This is a genomic window from Chitinophaga polysaccharea (genome assembly GCF_007829335.1).
In the GTDB taxonomy this organism is placed as follows: Bacteria; Bacteroidota; Bacteroidia; order Chitinophagales; family Chitinophagaceae; genus Chitinophaga; species Chitinophaga polysaccharea_B.
This window is the reverse complement of record NZ_VIWO01000015.1, coordinates 28,427-45,739: the sequence shown is the minus strand read 5'-3', so window position 1 is coordinate 45,739 and position 17,313 is coordinate 28,427. Positions and strand designations below refer to the sequence as shown.

Below are 17,313 nucleotides of genomic sequence, written 5' to 3'. Positions count from 1 at the left end.
ACAGGAAAATCTTGAAAACGTTTGGGCATAAAAAACTATAAAGCGAATAACCTGGGAGAATTTCCCGGGTTATTCGCTTTATAGTTTTATCGTTGTTGGTTTTTGACTTTAGTTCAAACGCTCATCTATCATCTTCCGATAGGTAGGTTTACGACGGTGGTGATGATAATACTGCATAACATATACAAATAATACCATACATAGGGATACCAATACTGTTAATAATATACTCCGTAATCCCGACAGGATTTTATCGACAGATAATATACTGGTGCTCACCATCGTAATTTCAGGAGTCCATTGGGCGGCCACGTCTGTCCTGGGATTAAAATCAGTGTAGCTATTTCCTGCAGAAAAACGGGCAGCGGCAGTCACCAACTCCATTTGTTTCCGCAAACGAGCCATATCTGTGGGTTTGCCGACAGCGGTAAAACATAATGCACCACTTCTGCTCAAAAACCGAACCTCATAATTAAGTATGGCGGGTTGCTTGTCGGCAAAATGCAATACCCTGGCCCAGTGAAGGGAATGATTCTTCTTATCAAAATAGGGAGGAAAAGCCCAGTCCATACTATTAATAGCCCCTTCGCCATGCCGGCTGCGCAATACATTATAGTTTTTCAGCTCCTCCTTCATGGTATATAACAATCGGCTATAGTTGATCTTTCCCGCCTCCTGTTCGTCCAGGTGACCGGAAGGCTCAAATGAAATCACAAATCCGCTGAAATCTTTGTCTGTAGGGGCGGTCTTGGGGGGCAACAGCACCCCTAGCATATTTGGATCCTCCGGATTACCCCAGATGTTTTCCGCCAATAACCGGCTTTGCCGGGCATCCAGTAAGCGATATCCATCAGGGACACACAAAATAGCGCCCTGACCAAGCTCTTGTTCACCTACCTTATAAGTAAAAGAAGCTGCAATTATTTCCGATGAGTCCAGCTTGTCGTATTTACTAAGACTGTCTTCCCTTGATAATCCCAACACCTGGAGGCTTACAGATAAGCAGCAACACATGATGAAGCTGTAATATAACGTACGCATAAAACCATTTAAATAGCCACAGGTTATTTACCAGCTCAACAAACAAGGAGAAACAATAAATATCAGGATAGTAGACAGACCAATATTAGGGATTCTCAGTGCGATTATAACTCTAATGAAAAATTAATACTTCCCGTAAAGTCGTACAATAACACGTTCAATACATTTATTGATTTTCCAGCTGTAATGTATCCAGGAGCTGCGGTAATTCACGTTGCAGTAATTCGAAAAACTCCCGTTCTTCTTTCCGTATATGGGCTTCCAGGCTCCTGGCCAACGCATCCATAGCAGTGTCCAGGTCTGTGCTGTCGGTAAGTGTGCTGTACATCCTGGATATTACCAGGTGCTCTTCCTGTAATTCCTTTATCATGGCGTCAATAGCCAAATTTTTCCCCACGCATTTTTCAAAAAGATATTCTTCCTTCTGTATATGGGGTACCATTAGTTCCTGGAATACTTTGACGATATATTCAAATCTCGCTTGGGTTTCCAGCGGAAACCCTTCATAGGGTGCAGCATCTTTTTTCAGATAACGGCATACGAATAAAAGACGCTTGTGTTCGTGCGACAGAGGTAATAGAGAAGAGTGACGTTGCATATATTAATATCAGGAAAGCTTATTGGACGCAGCATTGCTTTTGCGGTAGATGGTAATCAGTACGATACCACCAATGACCAGGAGCGTAGAAATAATCTCCGCCTGTGTGGGATGATAACCGAAAATATCATAGCGGGTATCTACCCGGATCTTTTCAATAAAGAACCGCTCAATGCCATTTAATATCAGGTATATGCCAAACAGCACGCCTGGTATTTTTATTTTTTTACGAATAGCCCAAAGCACAAAAAATAAGACCAGGCATCCCAGTATTTCGTATAACGGTGTAGGATATACGGCCATGGGTAGCACCTTGCAATATTGTCCCTCACAACCGGCCAGTTGTACGCCTTCTTTAATCACATTATGAGGATAGCCGTAGGCAAAAAGCCAGTCTGGTAAAAAACCCAGGGCAGCTGGCTTCTCAAAAGCGGCATGCGGGATTCTATCGATGCTGGGATACTGTTGTTGAAAGAACGCGGCGTTCTTTTGTATGGCATCATTAAAGTTGGCGGGCGCCATCTTTAAGGTATGCCCTGTATTGGTATCAATAGTATAGGCACTGTTATAAATTCCCCAGTCGCCATCTCCGGAAAAATGACAACCCATTCTTCCAATCGCATACGCCAGCATCAATGCAGGCGCCGCACTATCGATCAGGGCACGGATATTTATCTTCCTTTTTTTAGCATAGCTGAGAATTACGATGGTGGCTACAATCAATCCTCCATAAAAGGTCAGTCCGCTGAACGACAACAAGGCTCCTACCGGGTCTTGTACGAAGTCATTCCAGTTTTCAAGATTGTGAAAAATTTTAGCGCCCAGTAAACCAGCAATGGCGGCCATTACAATAATATCCGGCACCCGCTGATGAGGCATTACCAACACCGTATGTTCTTCGGGCTTGGCTTTTGCTGTTTTCTTTTTGGAATAGTATTTATACCCGCCCATGGCTGCGGCCAGCAATATGCCGGCAAACAGGCTACCCTGGCTGGAAAACACGAAACCTTGTAAGTCCTGGGAAGCAGTGTCCCAATTAAAAAATATACCGAGAATTTTGTATCCTAAGAGAAAACCTACTACGGCATTGCCAATAATCTCTCCCTGGGAAGCCGGTAACCCGGTCACTATCTTTTCGGGGATGCCGGTCAGCATACCCAGTTGTTCTCGGCGTTTTAGCTCACGCGTTAAAATATAAGCCCCCGCCAGAAAAGCGATGGCCACAAAAAAACCAAACGTCTGGAAAATCTTTAAAAATGGTAATTCTAAGCCGAGCAGATCTCTGAACGCGTAATATAGATTAGGATACATAGCCGTAAAAAAATTGGTGATCTGAGTTTTCCTATGAACAAAGCCGAATTTAATCAAAAGGAAAATCAAACCACCAAAGTACGATGCAATTTCGAATTTCTAAATTGGATTTTAGAAATGTGAATATTTAGCAATACTGTTCGAATGCGTCCAGCAGGTTGGCTGCAATCATTTGTGCAGACCGGCCTTCAATCATATGACGTTCAATCATGTGTACCAACTCACCATTCTTAAATAAAGCAATCGCTGGAGAAGAAGGGGGATAAGGCATCAGGTGGGTCCGGATTTGTTTAACCGCTTCACCATCAAAACCGGCAAAACTGGTCGTCAGTCTGTCTGGTTTCTTTTCGCTGTGCGCTACCGCCATCAATACACCCGGACGGGCAGTACCTGCCGAACAACCACATACGGAATTGATAACCACCAGGGTAGTTCCGTCTTTCTGCAATGTAGTGTCAACACTTTCTGGCGTGAGCAATTCTTCAAAGCCGTTATCTGTCAATTCTGCCTTCATGGGCATTACTAGTTCCGCTGGATACATATAATTAGAGTTTTTTCTGTTTGTATTTTTCACAAAGTTAGTTATATACCCGCAGAAAGTAAAAAAATGGATACCATCCTAGACTTTTTGACATAAAAAATACAATACAAGCGACATTGTGTCACAATCTGTAACGTTTTTACTAACAAAATAGCAGTTTTACTGGCATGGTATCCCATTTGATCTGTACCCAGTATCAAAACAAAAAATTGATTTCACTAAAAAAAATTTATAGCAACTATGACACACATTAAATTTAACCACAGCCCGCTTCCCAAAACATTTGGTGGATTTGTAGAAGACATTCTCAATGGAGGATTGAATAAGTATGTAAAAGACGATTTTCTGACCAACGATTATTTTACCACTCATCCTCCGGTAAACATCGTGGAAACACCGGAAGCTTTCCTGCTCGATGTTGTAGCTCCCGGATTTTCTAAAGAAGACTTCAAGATCAGTGCCGATGATAAAGCGATTACCATCAGCGCAGAAAAGAAAACCGAAGCGAAGAATGAAACCGACAAACAGGTGCGCCGGGAATTCAACTTCAAATCTTTCAAACGCTCCTTCACGATCAGTGAACTGGTAGACGCAGGCAAGATCAATGCAAAATATGACAACGGTATCCTGAAAGTAACCCTTGGCAAAAAGGAAAACAAACAGGACGCTCCTAAAGAAATAGTAGTGGAATAAGGGAAGCAGGTTCCCGCAAGGGAACTTCAGAACAGTAGGGTTTAAAGGTTGCTCGGTATAGAGCAACCTTTTTTATTGTCTATCGTAAGCTCATATTACATTTTTCTATTGTGTAGAATTCACACAAACGTTGAATCTCTCCTAGTTGATTAAAGAATAATTTGCCTGCCTAAGCACCTACTAATGGCAAAGCGCTTCCGACAAGGTTGGTCATTCATAAAAAATATCTACTTCAATGCAGAAAAGGCTGTAATTGGCAATGTGATCCTTCACACGCCAAACACGTACGAACAGGCAAAGATCAAACTCATCTTTGATTATGCGTTCTTCTATACTGCACTGCTTTTGTTTATACTGTTCATCAATATGCTCAGTATGAACCGGGTGAATATGATACTCATCCCAATAATGATTGGCATCCTCATAGGCTGCCTGCTCCTGCTCAGGAAGGGCATGGCAGCAAAGAAGGTGGGGTTGATTACCTCAATGACCACACTTATCATTCCCATCATTTCGTCTTTTCTCAACAACCAGGACCTGAGCCCCAAGTACACACTGATATGGATTATGAGTATCCTTCTTTGTTACATCACGGTCAATCTGTTGGCTACACTGGTATGGAGTCTTATCCTTTGCGCCTACCTGGTCACCATCGCCTATGTTAAACTCAATAATATTGCGGTGTATGTAAGTCCCGGTTATTCACTTGCCTTTCAATACCTGGCTAACCCGCTGATTGTAGGCATGTACCTGCTATTCCTCATCAGGGCGCTTGGGCAATACTACAGGAATATTATTTCCCTGGAGCAAAAAAGAACGGCCGAAAAGCAACAACAGCACCTTTCCCTGATTAACCAGCATTTGACCAAACAGTTTCTGCTGGTAAAAGGATTTTCCCGCTCAGGGAAATCTGCCTTTCTGAAAGGAGAAACGGAATTCCTGGAAGCCTGTTTTACAGAAATCGAAAAACAATGTGGCACCGCTATTGATTTCCTGAACGAACCCGGGGAAATGTAGTCTTACACATCTGTGTTATGCCACCTGAAATGCTATGGAAACCTTCCAATGGATATGGATGAGTAAATATTACCATTTGTCCTATTTTCGCCCAACATGATAATAAATTATTGCTTTAGCTAATAATTTGATCAAAAAGAGATTAAAAAAAATTACAACTTTTGGGGCTTATCAGTGCTATAGGATAACACTATCTTTACGCTATCGAATTCATCACCTATTTTCCTTATGCCGGTGAATATTATTTATAACCTATGCCATGATGGGCTTTCAATAAAATGAAGGCCTTTTTTTTATTATACTGAGAGAAAAAAATGAAAAAAAATAAGCCCCCCGAATAATCGGGGGGCTTTCAGTAGGATTACTAACCCATTTTTTTAATAACCCAAAATCTTCAGCATACTCTGAGAAGTTTGTTCTTTCGCATATAACCAATCTTTCAGCTGGCCATTTTTATCGTATCCCACAATCACATGCTTTGGGGAAGGAATCAGGCAGTGCTTGATACCACCATAGCCGCTCAATTGGTCCTGGTAAGCGCCGGTATGGAAAAACCCGATATACAGTGGCTCCCCGGATGCCTGTTGCTTAGGCAGGAATACAGCGTTAATATGTTCTTCAGATGTATAAAAATCGTATCCATCACAGGTAAGTCCACCGAGATGTACCTCCTGGTATTCCTGGTCCCATTTATTAATCGGTAACATCAGGAATTTTTCCCCGATACCCCAGGTATCAGGCAGGGTAGTAATGAAAGAGCTGTCGATCATGTACCAGGACTCACGGTCATTTTGCATTTTCTCTCCTACTACACTATAGATCACAGCACCACTTTCACCTACTGTAAATGAGCCAAACTCTGTGTAAATATTCGGTACAGGTACCTTATTCTTTTTACACATGCTCTTGATATTGGCCACAATCTCGTTTACGATATAATTATAGTCATAATCAAAGCCAAGAGAGTGCTTGATGGGGAAACCACCGCCTATATTAATGCTATCCAGCTCAGGACAGATCTTTTTTAGCTGGCAGTAGAGATTCATTACACGGTTAAACTGGCTCCAGTAATAAATGTCATCCTTAATCCCCTTATTCATAAAGAAGTGCAGCATTTTCAGCTCAAACTTCTCATTACCTTTTATTTTATCCACGTAATATTCCAGGATATCACGGGGAGGAATGCCCAGGCGCGAAGTATAAAAGTCAAAGCTAGGCTCTTCCTCTGCTGCTACACGTATGCCCAGTTTCACTTTATCTTTATCCTTGATCCGGACGTTTCTCTTATAATCTTCCAGCTCTTCCTTGTTATCCAGGATAGGCAGCACATTCTTGAATCCACTATTGATCAGCCTGGAGATAGCCCGGGTATAGGCCTTGGTCTTAAACCCGTTGCAGATAATGTAAGTATCCTTACTGATCTTCTTCCGCTCATACAACTTATTGACAATGTCGATATCGTAGGCAAAGGAAGTTTCAATATGAACACCATGTTTCAACGTTTCCTCCATGATGAAGGAGAAATGCGAACTTTTAGTACAATAGCAATAAAAGTATTCTCCATCGTACCTGTTCTTCTTAATGGCGTCCTGGAACATCTTCTTAGCCTTGTTGATCTGCATTCCGATCTTAGGAAGGAAGGTCAACTTAAATGGAGTTCCGTACTTGTCAATCAATGCCTTAATATCCAGACCATTAAATTCCAGGTAGTTATCTTTTACTTCAAAGCCCTCCTGGGGAAATTCAAAAGTCTGCTTAACCAGGTCTGTGTAGGTGTTGTTCATTTAGTACTGCAAATGAATTTTAGGAATTAGTAATAGAAAAAAATATCAGGATAACAATCCATTTTTCCCTCACTGGGAAACTCCTGGTTTACACACCTACGTCAGTTCGAACCCCAGCAAAATAGGTTGCAAATCTAAATATTTTGTTGATTGCCACCCTAATTTTTTTCGGGAGGTATTGATTTTACGGGTATCATTACCCCGGCAAATATACAGACAATTACAAATCAAGAAGTTAAATAATATTAAACACTATTTTTCGCTGCCTTCCAACAGCACTTTCAACGCCTGTTTTCCTTCACAAAAAAGCAGGTCGAGGCAGCTTAATCCCGGAAGAAATCCGATACGTTCCTGGAATACCTGGGTGTAGGAAGCAGCCGCTCCCGTAACTACCGGTCCCGGCAGTATCGTATCCCGGGCATCTGTCACTCCGCTCGTCTCCTTTTGGTAACTTTCGGTAAAGATAACCGGCACGTCAATGCCGAGCTTGCTATTCATCCATTCAAAACAAGCCAGGTTCCAATCCAGCAAATATTTAAATTCCTGCTCATATAACTCCTGCAGATCGGTTTCATAATATTCGAACCAGGGAGAGCGACGATAAGCAGACACCAGCGTTTTCCAGTGCAAACTCTGCCATTTTTCCTCATTACTGATCCTGACATCTTTCATTACTGTCCGTTGGTTCTTCCCCCGGGTCAGGGGCACACTTAAAATCATTCGTCCATTTGGTCCCGCTACATAACAACGGTTCCTGTAACTCAACTTTTGATAGTGCTCATATTTCTCAATTTGTAATATATCGTGTTTTAATAAAGCTTTATATGAATCAATGGGTGGAAAATACTGAGATTCAATTAATAATATCTTCTTTTCTGCATTCGCTGTCATAATGTCAAATTTTTAAAACCAGGTACCCGAACATTCCCTTTTTTACCTGGCAGTTACTTCAAGTTAGTTACTTAACAATTTACTTTAAGTAATTGGTTAAGAATTCATAGCAATTATAATAATATGCTAATAAAATTAGCAGACATTATTCTGGTCAAAAAGTTTCTGAAATGCAAAAATACTAAAGAAATTAGTTGCTTTTTCGTTCATTTTTAGCGAACACAGGAAGGAACACTAAGATAACATATTTCCCTAAAGAAAGTTTTTATTTATATGTATTTAATGCATCATTCTTTTAAGCCCCCTCTACCATCTAAGGGGAGGGTATCGTTAAAAGTTTCCCAATTCAATTATGCCGTTTTGAGAACTAAAAGCTTTGCAGTAGGTTTGACATAAATTAAATTACCGGCTTACTGATGAAACTGCTTAGATTAATATTGGCCATTTTTATTGTCTGGGGGCTAGCGAGCTCTTGCGAAAAAAACAAAGATATCCAGTTTGTAAGGGTAGCCGGTGTGAGTATGGACGAGTTCGGTATGTCTAAAAGTATTGTACGGCTGACGCTGGCATATTACAATCCGAATAATTACCGGCTCCAGTTAAAAGATGCCGACTTCGATCTTTTTTTTGACGATACCCAGGTAGGCCATTCTATGCAGGATTCTACCATTGCCATACCAGCCAGAGATACTTTTTACTTCCCCGTAAAATTAGAAGTGAATATGGGTAACGTTTTCAAAAATGCTATGTCTGCCTTCTCCAACAAAGAGGTCACCATCCGGGCCAATGGCCGCTGTAAAGTAGGTAAAGGAGGCATCTTCCTGCCCTTCCCGATTAAGTGCGAAACCAAACAAGCCTTAAATTTCTTCTGATCCGGTTCGCCTCAATAAGTCAATAATTTCCATAATATGACTGCTTTCTGCGGTGCTTCTTAAAGGCGACAGTTGCAGGTCTTTCCGCAATACATTCAGATCCCGCAGCAAGTCACCCATCAATAATCGATGCCGTTCCGCTACCCGGTAAGCCAGGGCCGTTTTGAGCGCTGTAGCTTTTACCCTAAATGTATGGGGACTATAACGTCCCGGATGCAGATGGATATATAACTGCTGATCGGCCGCCATCCGTAATATCCAGCGGGAAGTATCCGTCAATACCACTGTGGCATACCCATGTTGCTGCACCAGGAAAGCCGCATAGGCTGCTCGTTCATAGATCCCTCTTTCCTGTAACCAGTTTCTGACCTCATTGAAAATAACAGTAGTATCCAGCTCCCCGGCATACATATCCATCTGGGAATTGCCCAGCGCCAGTAATTTTTGTTGAATTTCGGATGGCTCCGATTGTAAAAGCATATGCTGGAGCGCAGCGAGATGGTGCTTCAGCGGGTTAAACAGTATGGGAATGGGAGTAGGTTTTAAAAGCGGATCAGTGTAAAACACAACAGCCTTTAACTGGGTTAAAGGCTGCTGCGGTTGTTCATTAGTGCTTTTTCTTGGGATCCATTCCACCACCATCTTCCGGCTTCTTACAGCAGGTAGGCAGTTTGGCATAAGATTCAGGATTAGCCGTTACGTTATCTGCATCGTATCCCGCATTGGCAATACCTGTCTTGATATTCTCAATATTGGTACGGTCGGTCCAGTATTTTACCGTGGTGATATGTTTTTTGAAGTCTACTTTCACGGCTTGTACGCCTTCTTCATGCGACATATACCTTTCAATACGGTTTTTACAGGATTCACATTGCACGGTAGGTGTGCTGATCTTTACGGTTTCGATCGACTTCTGCTTCTGTTGTGCCATGGCCATGCCCACACTGGCAAACAGGAATAGCACGACTAATTTTAGGATACGCATAGTTGTAATATTATACCCGAATATACAAAAAAAGTGATATACCATTGAACTAACGGCCCCACTGCTCCGGAGCGGTTCTCCAGGCTTGCAGGGTGCTGATTTCGTTGGCAGAAACAATACCCTTTTCTTCTGCCAGCGCAATCATTGCATTGTAGTTACTGAGCGAATGGAAAGGAACACCGGCCGCTTCGAAAGCCTTTACCGCCACTTCAAACCCGTAATTGAAGATAGACACCATGCCAATTACTTCACCACCAGCTGCACGAATAGCTTGTACCGCTTCCAGGCTGCTTTTGCCGGTAGAAATCAGGTCCTCCACCACCACCACCGGCTGACCAGGTTGCAATACGCCTTCAATCTGGTTGCCCATGCCATGTTCTTTCGGCTTGGATCTTACATAAATAAAAGGAAGTTTCAGTTGATCAGCTACCAGCGCTCCGTGCGGAATCCCCGCCGTAGCTACGCCGGCAATTACTGCCGCGTCAGGAAAGGTTTCAAATACCAGGTTGCACAACTCAGATTTAATATAGTCGCGCACGTAAGGATAAGATAAAATCTTCCTGTTATCGCAATAGATCGGCGATTTCCAGCCGGAAGCCCATGTAAAGGGTTGAGCAGGACTTAACTTTACGGCCTGCACCTGCAGTAACTTTTCTGCAACTTGTTTTTCGCTTACTTTATTCATACAATCGCCAAAAGTACTTGTTTTTTTTAAGAGCGGAAAGCTGAAAGCAAAAAGCTATTAAAGCGGATGACGATCCGCATAGATACTTCGTCTTAATAGCTTTTTGCTTTCAGCTTTCTGCTTTCTGCTTACATTTGCGGCATGCAAGAAAACATTACGATCTATCTCAACGAGCGACCTCTTCTACTAACTGCGGATACAGCGATGCCGGCACACTTTACCCATGCTAAAGCGTATAATAATCCCGACCCTGAGAAAATGGAAAGTGTGTTACAGAAACTGGAAAATGGGAAAAAAGACGCGGCGGTTTTCATCGCGCCGGATGTAAAAAAACTCTTTAAAAAGGTATCTCTGCATTTTACTACCCTGGTGGCAGCGGGCGGATTAATCACCAATCCTGCCGGCGAAGTGCTGATGATGTTCCGCCGGGGAAAATGGGATTTGCCAAAAGGTAAGCGTGATCCTGGGGAAGACCTGGAAACCTGTGCCCTGCGTGAAGTAGCAGAGGAAACCGGTTTACATACCGTTTCCCTGGAAAAGAAAATCACGGAAACATTTCATTATTACCCGATGAGGAATAAGAAGGTATTGAAACATACCTATTGGTACCGTATGCACTTTACCGGGACCGAACTGACAGTACCTCAGATTGAAGAAGACATCCAGGACCTGCAATGGATCAAGCCTGAAAACGTGGATAAATACCTGAAATACTCCTACGAAAATATCAGGGAAGTTTTCAGGGCAGCGCATATATAAGCTCCAGGTTCATTTGGAATCATCTTTCCAAATGAACCTGTACTGCCTGTTTACTTTTTAGCCAGGATGGCTACGGTGAGCCGGCTTACACAAACCAGCCGGTGCTGATCATCTGTAATACGAATATCCCATACATGGCTGTTGGCCCCAATATGCAAAGGACGGGCGCAGGCATGTACATACCCGCTTCTTACCCCTCTCACATGGTTGGCATTGACTTCCATTCCAACGCAAATCTGTTTTTCCGGGTCAATAATGAGCCCTGATGCCATGCTGCCCACGGTTTCCGCCAACGCAGCAGACGCGCCACCGTGCAACAGGCCATAAGGTTGTACGGTTCTATGATCTACCGGCATCATCATTTTCAGGTAATCCGGTCCTATCTCTGTAAACTCCATTCCTAAAACAGTGGCCATGGTATCTTCTCCCATCTCATTCAGATCATCCAGCGAAATCTTGGTATTGTGCCAGATCGTTTTCATATCTACTGCTTTAAAGTTATTGCTTAATACGCTTGATGCCTTCCATCACTACTTCCGGCAGGAAAGGAGCCACATCTCCGCCATAGCGGTGAATATCCCTTACCAGCGTGGAGGCAATACTGGAATACTGTGGTACAGTGGTCAGGAAAATGGTTTCTATACCCGGCGCTATCGTCCGGTTTACATCTGCAATCGCCTTTTCATACTCGAAATCACTGACATAACGGATCCCCCGGAGAATGAAACGAGCGCCCAACTGCTTACAAAAGTCAATGGTTAACCCCGAATAGGAAGCCACTTCCACCCGGGGATCATCTTTATATATTTCTTTAATCCAGGCTATCCGCTCTTCCAGCGCAAACATCGGCGTTTTGCTGCTGTTTACACCAATGCCGACCACCAGGCGGTCAAACAAATCGAGCCCGCGGTTAATTACATCCGTATGTCCCAGTGTAATGGGATCGAATGTACCCGGGAATAAACAAATCCTCATGATAGTGGTATTGATTTAAATAATATCTGTCAACGTTTGAGTGCTTCCCGGTTGATAAAAATGGAGAAAACCGTAGCTCCATAATTTCTTTCAGAACGGTAATAGGAGTAATCCTTGAATTTCCCATGCTGCGTATGTTCTACTACCAGCCAACCTTCCGGATGCAGTAATTCCTTTTCAAATACCAGCAATGGCAACTGATCCAGCGTTTCCATCATATAAGGCGGGTCTGCAAAAATCAGATCAAATTGCTCTGTACACTGCTGGAGGTATTTAAAAACGTCCATTTTTACCGTTTTCAGGGTAGTAATACCAAGCGATTGCGCTGTTTTGCCGATAAAAGCCGCCATAGCCGGATCTTTTTCTACCACGGTAATATCAGTAGCTCCCCTGGAGGCCAGTTCATAACTAATACTCCCGGTACCGCCAAACAGGTCCAGTGTTTTCAACGCCGAAATATCCAGGTTGTTCTCAAGAATATTAAATAAACCGCCCTTGGCAATATCTGTAGTAGGGCGGGTATGCGGCATTTTCGCCGGTGGTTGTATCCTTCTTCCTCCACTCGCTCCTCCAATTATACGCATAACGCTAACGCATATAGATTATGAAAATAATAACCAGGTATTTCCTGCATTTTAGTGATATAGTGGAAACCTGGTAATCGTTGCATCCATTCCAGGTGTGGAATAAACTTGTACATTTCCTGGTATACGCCTGTATCGGTAGCCAGTACGCCTCCCAGTTTTACCTTCACCTGTTGTTCATCCAATCCTAATTGGCGCAGGGTACTTACCAGGGTGTATACTACATCCAACCCTGTTTCATAGTCCGACTCCTGTTGGATCAGAAGTTTTCCTTTCTCATAAACAGTGAGGGTAAAGCTTTGCTGTTGTACTTCCACAAAAGCTACGCCTTCGCTCGCGTCGAAATCCAGGTCCAGCGGATAGGCTTGTAACAGGGCAGAATTGGCATGGATCACCAGGTCTGTTGAAAATTCTTTTCTCAGGAAGCCCAGCAGGTCTTTATCAACACTGTAAACATTGACCATGGGTAATCCGGGAAGAAGATCCGACAAGATGGCTTCCTGCATCTTTTCCGGCATGGCCAGGTGCAGGTATTCTTTCTTCATAGATGGCATATAATACAGGTGGGGCACTAATACGCCGCTACCGGTATTAAAGGCCAGCAGTATAGATTTAAAAGCAGTAAACAACAGTTTGTCCGTATCAAACACATTCTCTATCATCTCCAGGTCGGCCAGGGCCATTTTCCGGGGGGTAAAATGATAGGACTTCAATGCCAGGAATTTCCTTACAGCCGGATCATACACCACATAACTAAAGGTGCCGCTTCCTACCAGTACAAATAAATAGCAGGCCGTCAGGTCAGTTTCCAGCAGGGTTTCATCGTCTACTGTAAATGCGGGATGGATGTTATAAGCCACGGGCATAATTTACCTTTCAAATGAATTACAATAATAGTCTTTTTAGTTAATTGGTGAGGGCGTTTTGTTGTTTTATCAGGGGAGATGATCACCAGATTCCCATATATTTGTTTTTATACCCACAATCAGCAGAAGATAGATGCAACTGGAAGTAACCACCCGGCAGATTATAAAGATAGCAGGACCTATATGCCTTGCCCTGATTATTCCACAAATCAATCATATCACCAATACCGCTTTCCTGGGGCGATTGGGCGAATTTGAACTGGCGGCCAACGGGATCGCCGGTATTTATTACCTGGTAATGTATATGATCGTGTATGGCCTCAACAACGGATTACAGGTGCTGATTGCCCGCAGGGCCGGACAAGGCCAGTATGCGGGTATCGGGCAATTGTTTTCCAATGGGATACAGGTGGGCCTGGTCTTCTCCCTGATGGCTATACTAATCACGCTGCTGGCTGCTCCCTGGTTTTTTGCCAAAAGTCTGCACGACCAACATATCTTATCAGCAGCGATATCGTTTATCCGCATCCGTATCTGGGGACTCCCCTTTCTGATGCTGCTCAATATGGCCGATGCCTTTTATATTGGCAGCGGGCATCCTAAGATATTGATTGTGATTTCCCTCTGCCAGGAAATGATGAATATCTTCTTCGACTACACCCTTATTTTCGGTAAGCTGGGATTACCCGCAATAGGCCTGAATGGAGCGGCCATAGCATCAATCATCGCTGAATTTACCGGCTGCCTGGTGGCTTGCAGTATGCTGTTCATCAAAGGCTACCACCGGAAATACAGCCTGTTTGGCTACTTGCGGGTCAATTGGGCTATTGTCCGGAATATCCTGGATGTATCAGCGCCTTTGATCGTCCAATTCCTGTTTAGCATTGGCAGCTGGTTTGTGTTTTTCATCTTTATCGAACACCTGGGGGAAAGACCACTGGCTGTGTCTAATATGCTCCGCAGTATTTTCGGATTCTTCGGGATTTTTACCTGGTCGCTGGCCGCGGCCTGTAATACAATGGTCAGTAATGTGATCGGGCAAGGGAAATCTGAACTCGTATTCAAAGCCATCCGGAAAATAGTGGGTATCAGTGTGATTTGTGCTACTACCGTATGTATCCTGGTCAACCTGTTTCCTTACACACTGTTGCATATCTATACAAATAATGCTGACCTTATTACGGTAGCTATTCCTTCCATACGGATCATTACTTTAAGTACTATTCTCATGGCGATATCGGCGGTAACCATGAGTGGGGTAATTGGTACGGGCAACACCCGTATGAACCTGGTTACAGAAATCACGGCGGTGATAGGCTATATGCTCTATTGCGATATTGTGATAGAACGTATGCGCAGTGAGCTGCAATGGGCCTGGGGAGCCGATTTCATCTACTGGACTATCATCTTTGGGCTGAGTTACTGGTACCTGCGCAGCGGCAGGTGGAAAGGGAAAGAGATCTGACTGGTGTTTACTGGAGATCGTCCAGCATTTTCCGGCAATCCACTTTGATACTGGCATCATCCTGGGCGATATTGCGCAGCGTTAATGCCTTTTTAAGCACGTCTATGGCTTTTTCCTGCTGATCATTTTCTTTATAGGCGCGGGCCAGTTCGTAATAATTGAGGATAAATGCGGGGTCCAACTGCCGGCATTTTTCATAATCCGCGATAGCATTTTGCAGAGAACCATCCGGCAGACCACCAAACAACATTTTAGCAGCACCTCTTTCAAAAGCGTTCAGGTTGGCTACTTCAAAATTCCATTTACCCAATACGTGATAACCTTGTGCCAGGGAAGGGTTGAATTTAATAGCCAGCTCGGCGTATTTCTTTACATCTTTGGAGGCGGCCACTTTATCTTTGGCGCCGGAGATCAGGGCCATGCGTCCCATAGCGATAGCCATCGCTAAATTGGCGTCAGGGCTGTTGGGATCTACCTTCAAGGCCTGCAGTGCATACCTTTTTGCCTGGTTATAATAGTTGACTTTATCTTCCTTATTTTTTTGCCGGTTGCCTATACGGGAACATAACTGGCTGGCCTGGTTCAGGGCTTCCAGTTGGGTGGGCTGTATTTTCAGAATATCTTTATCTTTCTCGAATGCTTCACTTTCCTTCATTTGCTTTTCCAGCTGTTTGGCTTCTTCCACCATGTCACTAACACTCTGAGCCTTTACCAATAAGGCTGTTGATAACAAAAAGCAAACTGCCATGATCCTCTTCAACATAGGACAGGTTTTTTCGTTGTTGAATAACTTAATGCTATAAATCTACGAAAATTACAAATGAGAAACATCATTCATATCCCAAAAACGGGGACCTAATAATCTTTCTCCAACGATACGAGCGAGTTACGGATACTGGCGCCCATAGGGGGATTCATTTTGCGCAGGGTAACCATACTGTGTTGTATAGCGGGGTAACGTTGTTTGAGTGCAGCCGACAGCTCATATACCACTTCTTCCAGCAATGGGCGGGGAACCGCCATCACCGTTTGAGCGATTTCATAAATGCCCTGGTAGTTCACCGTTTCAGACAAGTCATCTACTGGCACGGTGCCGGGTATACGAACGGCTACATCCAGCATAAAGTAATTGCCAATAATGGTTTCTTCCGGATATAAGCCGTGGTAGGCATAAAAGCTTGCCTGTTCGAGTGCAATAGTGAGCATTCAAAAAAATTAGTGCTGTTATTAGCAGGTTATCCGGACAACTGGTTATCATAGTAACTGGTTATCCGGATAACATTATAAAGTTAAAATCAGGCGTGATGTTCTTTCGCTGACAGGTATCTTTCGGCATCCAGGGCAGCCATACATCCACTGCCGGCTGCTGTTACCGCCTGGCGGTAGATCTTATCCTGTACGTCGCCGCAGGCAAATACACCTTCTACAGTAGTACGGCTGGAGCCGGGTACTGTTACGATATAATCCTGTTCGTCCAGCTCCAGGTAATCTTTGAAGATGGCAGAATTAGGCTGGTGACCGATAGCCACAAAGAACGCGCTTACCGGAATTTCTTTCTTTTCCTGTGTCTTGTTATTGAGGATCCTGATGGCTTCTACTTTGTTGTCACCCAATACTTCGTCTGTTTCTGAGTTCCAGTAAACGATGATATTGGATGTTTTCAGTACGCGGTCCTGCATTACTTTAGAGGCGCGCATTTCATGGCGGCGTACCAGCATATGTACTGTACTGCACATTTTAGAAAGGTACAGTGCTTCTTCTGCAGCGGTGTCGCCGGCTCCAACAATCGCTACTTCTTTCCCACGGAAGAAGAAGCCATCGCATACGGCGCAGGCGGAAACGCCGCTACCATTGAGGCGCTGTTCTGACGGGAGTCCCAGCCATTTAGCGGAAGCACCGGTAGCGATAATGATCGCATCTGCGGTAATTTCTTTTTCCTCGTCGATGATTACTTTATAAGGTTGTTTGCTGAAGTCCACGGAGGTAGCTAAGCCATAGCGGATATCAGCCCCCATGCGGGTAGCCTGTTTTTCGAAATCTACCATCATTTCAGGGCCCTGGATACCTTCGGGGTAGCCGGGATAGTTTTCTACCTCTGTGGTGATGGTTAATTGTCCTCCAGGTTGAATACCCTGGTATAATACTGGTTTAAGGTTGGCTCTTGCAGCATAAATGGCAGCGGTATAGCCGGCAGGTCCGGAACCGATGATCAATAAATGTACATGCTCTTGTTGCTTGTTTTCCAT

The 17,313-nt window shown here is 43.8% G+C and carries 21 protein-coding genes; 5 read left to right on the top strand and 16 right to left on the bottom strand.

All coding sequences use genetic code 11. The features are described 5' to 3' along the window. Nucleotides 1-108: 108 nt before the first annotated feature. The 4 genes from FHW36_RS29320 to FHW36_RS29305 form a co-directional block, all read right to left on the bottom strand. A complete protein-coding gene (locus FHW36_RS29320; RefSeq protein ID WP_145674931.1) occupies nucleotides 109-1,041 on the bottom strand; it encodes a DUF2167 domain-containing protein in 933 nt (310 codons plus the stop codon). A gap of 166 nt (nucleotides 1,042-1,207) precedes the next feature. Beyond that, nucleotides 1,208-1,639, bottom strand: a complete 432-nt coding sequence (locus FHW36_RS29315) for a hemerythrin domain-containing protein (RefSeq protein ID WP_145674929.1) — start codon at nucleotides 1,637-1,639, stop codon at nucleotides 1,208-1,210. A gap of 9 nt (nucleotides 1,640-1,648) precedes the next feature. Next, entirely contained in the window at nucleotides 1,649-2,950 is a 1,302-nt protein-coding gene (locus FHW36_RS29310; RefSeq protein WP_145674927.1) for a prolipoprotein diacylglyceryl transferase, read from the bottom strand. Between the two features lie 127 nt (nucleotides 2,951-3,077). Further along, nucleotides 3,078-3,491: a BrxA/BrxB family bacilliredoxin gene (locus FHW36_RS29305; protein WP_145674926.1), complete on the bottom strand. Its 414-nt coding sequence runs from the start codon at nucleotides 3,489-3,491 to the stop codon at nucleotides 3,078-3,080. Between the two features lie 240 nt (nucleotides 3,492-3,731). Here FHW36_RS29305 and FHW36_RS29300 point away from each other — a divergent pair, with 240 nt between their 5' ends. Both FHW36_RS29300 and FHW36_RS29295 read left to right on the top strand, forming a co-directional pair. Then, nucleotides 3,732-4,184, top strand: coding sequence for an Hsp20/alpha crystallin family protein (locus FHW36_RS29300; RefSeq protein ID WP_145674924.1), 453 nt, complete (start codon nucleotides 3,732-3,734; stop codon nucleotides 4,182-4,184). A gap of 183 nt (nucleotides 4,185-4,367) precedes the next feature. Further along, the gene (locus FHW36_RS29295) at nucleotides 4,368-5,201 is read left to right on the top strand and encodes a hypothetical protein (RefSeq protein WP_145674922.1); all 834 of its coding nucleotides are present in this window, start codon (nucleotides 4,368-4,370) and stop codon (nucleotides 5,199-5,201) included. A 377-nt stretch (nucleotides 5,202-5,578) separates the two neighbouring features. Here FHW36_RS29295 and FHW36_RS29290 read toward each other — a convergent pair whose 3' ends face one another. After that, a complete protein-coding gene (locus tag FHW36_RS29290) occupies nucleotides 5,579-6,985 on the bottom strand; it encodes a type III PLP-dependent enzyme domain-containing protein (protein WP_145674920.1) in 1,407 nt (468 codons plus the stop codon). 252 nt (nucleotides 6,986-7,237) lie between these two features. After that, complete coding sequence (locus tag FHW36_RS29285) at nucleotides 7,238-7,876, bottom strand: WbqC family protein (protein ID WP_145674918.1); 639 nt, start codon at nucleotides 7,874-7,876, stop codon at nucleotides 7,238-7,240. A 416-nt stretch (nucleotides 7,877-8,292) separates the two neighbouring features. Here FHW36_RS29285 and FHW36_RS29280 point away from each other — a divergent pair, with 416 nt between their 5' ends. Continuing rightward, nucleotides 8,293-8,748, top strand: coding sequence for an NDR1/HIN1-like protein (locus tag FHW36_RS29280; protein WP_145674916.1), 456 nt, complete (start codon nucleotides 8,293-8,295; stop codon nucleotides 8,746-8,748). Here the strand turns inward: FHW36_RS29280 and FHW36_RS29275 are convergent. Genes FHW36_RS29275 through pyrE form a run of 3 tightly spaced genes read right to left on the bottom strand, consistent with a single transcriptional unit; the run spans nucleotide 8,734 to nucleotide 10,418 of the window. Further along, entirely contained in the window at nucleotides 8,734-9,426 is a 693-nt protein-coding gene (locus FHW36_RS29275) for a hypothetical protein (protein WP_145674914.1), read from the bottom strand. The genes FHW36_RS29280 and FHW36_RS29275 overlap by 15 nt on opposite strands. Continuing rightward, complete coding sequence (locus tag FHW36_RS29270; RefSeq protein ID WP_145674912.1) at nucleotides 9,356-9,733, bottom strand: heavy-metal-associated domain-containing protein; 378 nt, start codon at nucleotides 9,731-9,733, stop codon at nucleotides 9,356-9,358. The genes FHW36_RS29275 and FHW36_RS29270 overlap by 71 nt, the downstream gene beginning before the upstream one ends. A 49-nt stretch (nucleotides 9,734-9,782) precedes the next feature. Then, nucleotides 9,783-10,418 (bottom strand): orotate phosphoribosyltransferase, encoded by a 636-nt coding sequence (pyrE, locus tag FHW36_RS29265; protein ID WP_145674910.1) that lies wholly within the window; start codon nucleotides 10,416-10,418, stop codon nucleotides 9,783-9,785. 141 nt (nucleotides 10,419-10,559) lie between these two features. Between pyrE and FHW36_RS29260 the strand changes: the two genes are divergently transcribed. Then, on the top strand, nucleotides 10,560-11,177 hold the full coding sequence (locus FHW36_RS29260; RefSeq protein ID WP_145674908.1) for an NUDIX hydrolase: 618 nt from the start codon (nucleotides 10,560-10,562) through the stop codon (nucleotides 11,175-11,177). Between the two features lie 50 nt (nucleotides 11,178-11,227). On the opposite strand, the gene FHW36_RS29255 is transcribed toward FHW36_RS29260, so the two are convergent. The 4 genes from FHW36_RS29255 to FHW36_RS29240 are packed head-to-tail and all read right to left on the bottom strand — an operon-like array spanning nucleotide 11,228 to nucleotide 13,596. Next, nucleotides 11,228-11,659, bottom strand: a complete 432-nt coding sequence (locus FHW36_RS29255) for a hotdog fold thioesterase (protein ID WP_145674906.1) — start codon at nucleotides 11,657-11,659, stop codon at nucleotides 11,228-11,230. A gap of 16 nt (nucleotides 11,660-11,675) precedes the next feature. After that, the gene (gene coaD, locus FHW36_RS29250) at nucleotides 11,676-12,152 is read right to left on the bottom strand and encodes a pantetheine-phosphate adenylyltransferase (protein ID WP_145674904.1); all 477 of its coding nucleotides are present in this window, start codon (nucleotides 12,150-12,152) and stop codon (nucleotides 11,676-11,678) included. A gap of 29 nt (nucleotides 12,153-12,181) precedes the next feature. Beyond that, nucleotides 12,182-12,736: an RsmD family RNA methyltransferase gene (locus FHW36_RS29245; protein ID WP_145674902.1), complete on the bottom strand. Its 555-nt coding sequence runs from the start codon at nucleotides 12,734-12,736 to the stop codon at nucleotides 12,182-12,184. After that, complete coding sequence (locus FHW36_RS29240) at nucleotides 12,727-13,596, bottom strand: DUF3822 family protein (protein ID WP_186452673.1); 870 nt, start codon at nucleotides 13,594-13,596, stop codon at nucleotides 12,727-12,729. The genes FHW36_RS29245 and FHW36_RS29240 overlap by 10 nt, the downstream gene beginning before the upstream one ends. 139 nt (nucleotides 13,597-13,735) lie before the next feature. On the opposite strand from FHW36_RS29240, the gene FHW36_RS29235 reads away from it, so the two are divergent. After that, entirely contained in the window at nucleotides 13,736-15,067 is a 1,332-nt protein-coding gene (locus FHW36_RS29235) for an MATE family efflux transporter (protein ID WP_145674897.1), read from the top strand. 7 nt (nucleotides 15,068-15,074) lie between these two features. Here FHW36_RS29235 and FHW36_RS29230 read toward each other — a convergent pair whose 3' ends face one another. The 3 genes from FHW36_RS29230 to trxB form a co-directional block, all read right to left on the bottom strand. Then, nucleotides 15,075-15,830 carry a hypothetical protein gene (locus tag FHW36_RS29230; RefSeq protein ID WP_145674895.1) on the bottom strand — a complete coding sequence of 252 codons (756 nt, stop codon included), beginning with the start codon at nucleotides 15,828-15,830 and terminating at the stop codon, nucleotides 15,075-15,077. A gap of 92 nt (nucleotides 15,831-15,922) precedes the next feature. After that, nucleotides 15,923-16,273, bottom strand: coding sequence for a dihydroneopterin aldolase (locus FHW36_RS29225; protein ID WP_145674893.1), 351 nt, complete (start codon nucleotides 16,271-16,273; stop codon nucleotides 15,923-15,925). 89 nt (nucleotides 16,274-16,362) lie between these two features. Next, nucleotides 16,363-17,313 carry a thioredoxin-disulfide reductase gene (trxB, locus tag FHW36_RS29220; protein ID WP_145674891.1) on the bottom strand — a complete coding sequence of 317 codons (951 nt, stop codon included), beginning with the start codon at nucleotides 17,311-17,313 and terminating at the stop codon, nucleotides 16,363-16,365.

Coding starts and splice junctions, on each gene's coding strand:
- FHW36_RS29310 (WP_145674927.1), bottom strand. CDS start 2,950: ATGTATCCTAATCTATATTACGCGTTCAGAGATCTGCTCGGCTTAGAA.
- FHW36_RS29280 (WP_145674916.1), top strand. CDS start 8,293: ATGAAACTGCTTAGATTAATATTGGCCATTTTTATTGTCTGGGGGCTA.
- FHW36_RS29285 (WP_145674918.1), bottom strand. CDS start 7,876: ATGACAGCGAATGCAGAAAAGAAGATATTATTAATTGAATCTCAGTAT.
- FHW36_RS29255 (WP_145674906.1), bottom strand. CDS start 11,659: ATGAAAACGATCTGGCACAATACCAAGATTTCGCTGGATGATCTGAAT.
- FHW36_RS29320 (WP_145674931.1), bottom strand. CDS start 1,041: ATGCGTACGTTATATTACAGCTTCATCATGTGTTGCTGCTTATCTGTA.
- FHW36_RS29275 (WP_145674914.1), bottom strand. CDS start 9,426: ATGCCAAACTGCCTACCTGCTGTAAGAAGCCGGAAGATGGTGGTGGAA.
- coaD (WP_145674904.1), bottom strand. CDS start 12,152: ATGAGGATTTGTTTATTCCCGGGTACATTCGATCCCATTACACTGGGA.
- FHW36_RS29245 (WP_145674902.1), bottom strand. CDS start 12,736: ATGCGTATAATTGGAGGAGCGAGTGGAGGAAGAAGGATACAACCACCG.
- pyrE (WP_145674910.1), bottom strand. CDS start 10,418: ATGAATAAAGTAAGCGAAAAACAAGTTGCAGAAAAGTTACTGCAGGTG.
- FHW36_RS29235 (WP_145674897.1), top strand. CDS start 13,736: ATGCAACTGGAAGTAACCACCCGGCAGATTATAAAGATAGCAGGACCT.
- FHW36_RS29260 (WP_145674908.1), top strand. CDS start 10,560: ATGCAAGAAAACATTACGATCTATCTCAACGAGCGACCTCTTCTACTA.
- FHW36_RS29295 (WP_145674922.1), top strand. CDS start 4,368: ATGGCAAAGCGCTTCCGACAAGGTTGGTCATTCATAAAAAATATCTAC.
- FHW36_RS29270 (WP_145674912.1), bottom strand. CDS start 9,733: ATGCGTATCCTAAAATTAGTCGTGCTATTCCTGTTTGCCAGTGTGGGC.
- FHW36_RS29315 (WP_145674929.1), bottom strand. CDS start 1,639: ATGCAACGTCACTCTTCTCTATTACCTCTGTCGCACGAACACAAGCGT.
- trxB (WP_145674891.1), bottom strand. CDS start 17,313: ATGGAAAACAAGCAACAAGAGCATGTACATTTATTGATCATCGGTTCC.
- FHW36_RS29225 (WP_145674893.1), bottom strand. CDS start 16,273: ATGCTCACTATTGCACTCGAACAGGCAAGCTTTTATGCCTACCACGGC.
- FHW36_RS29300 (WP_145674924.1), top strand. CDS start 3,732: ATGACACACATTAAATTTAACCACAGCCCGCTTCCCAAAACATTTGGT.
- FHW36_RS29290 (WP_145674920.1), bottom strand. CDS start 6,985: ATGAACAACACCTACACAGACCTGGTTAAGCAGACTTTTGAATTTCCC.
- FHW36_RS29305 (WP_145674926.1), bottom strand. CDS start 3,491: ATGTATCCAGCGGAACTAGTAATGCCCATGAAGGCAGAATTGACAGAT.
- FHW36_RS29230 (WP_145674895.1), bottom strand. CDS start 15,830: ATGTTGAAGAGGATCATGGCAGTTTGCTTTTTGTTATCAACAGCCTTA.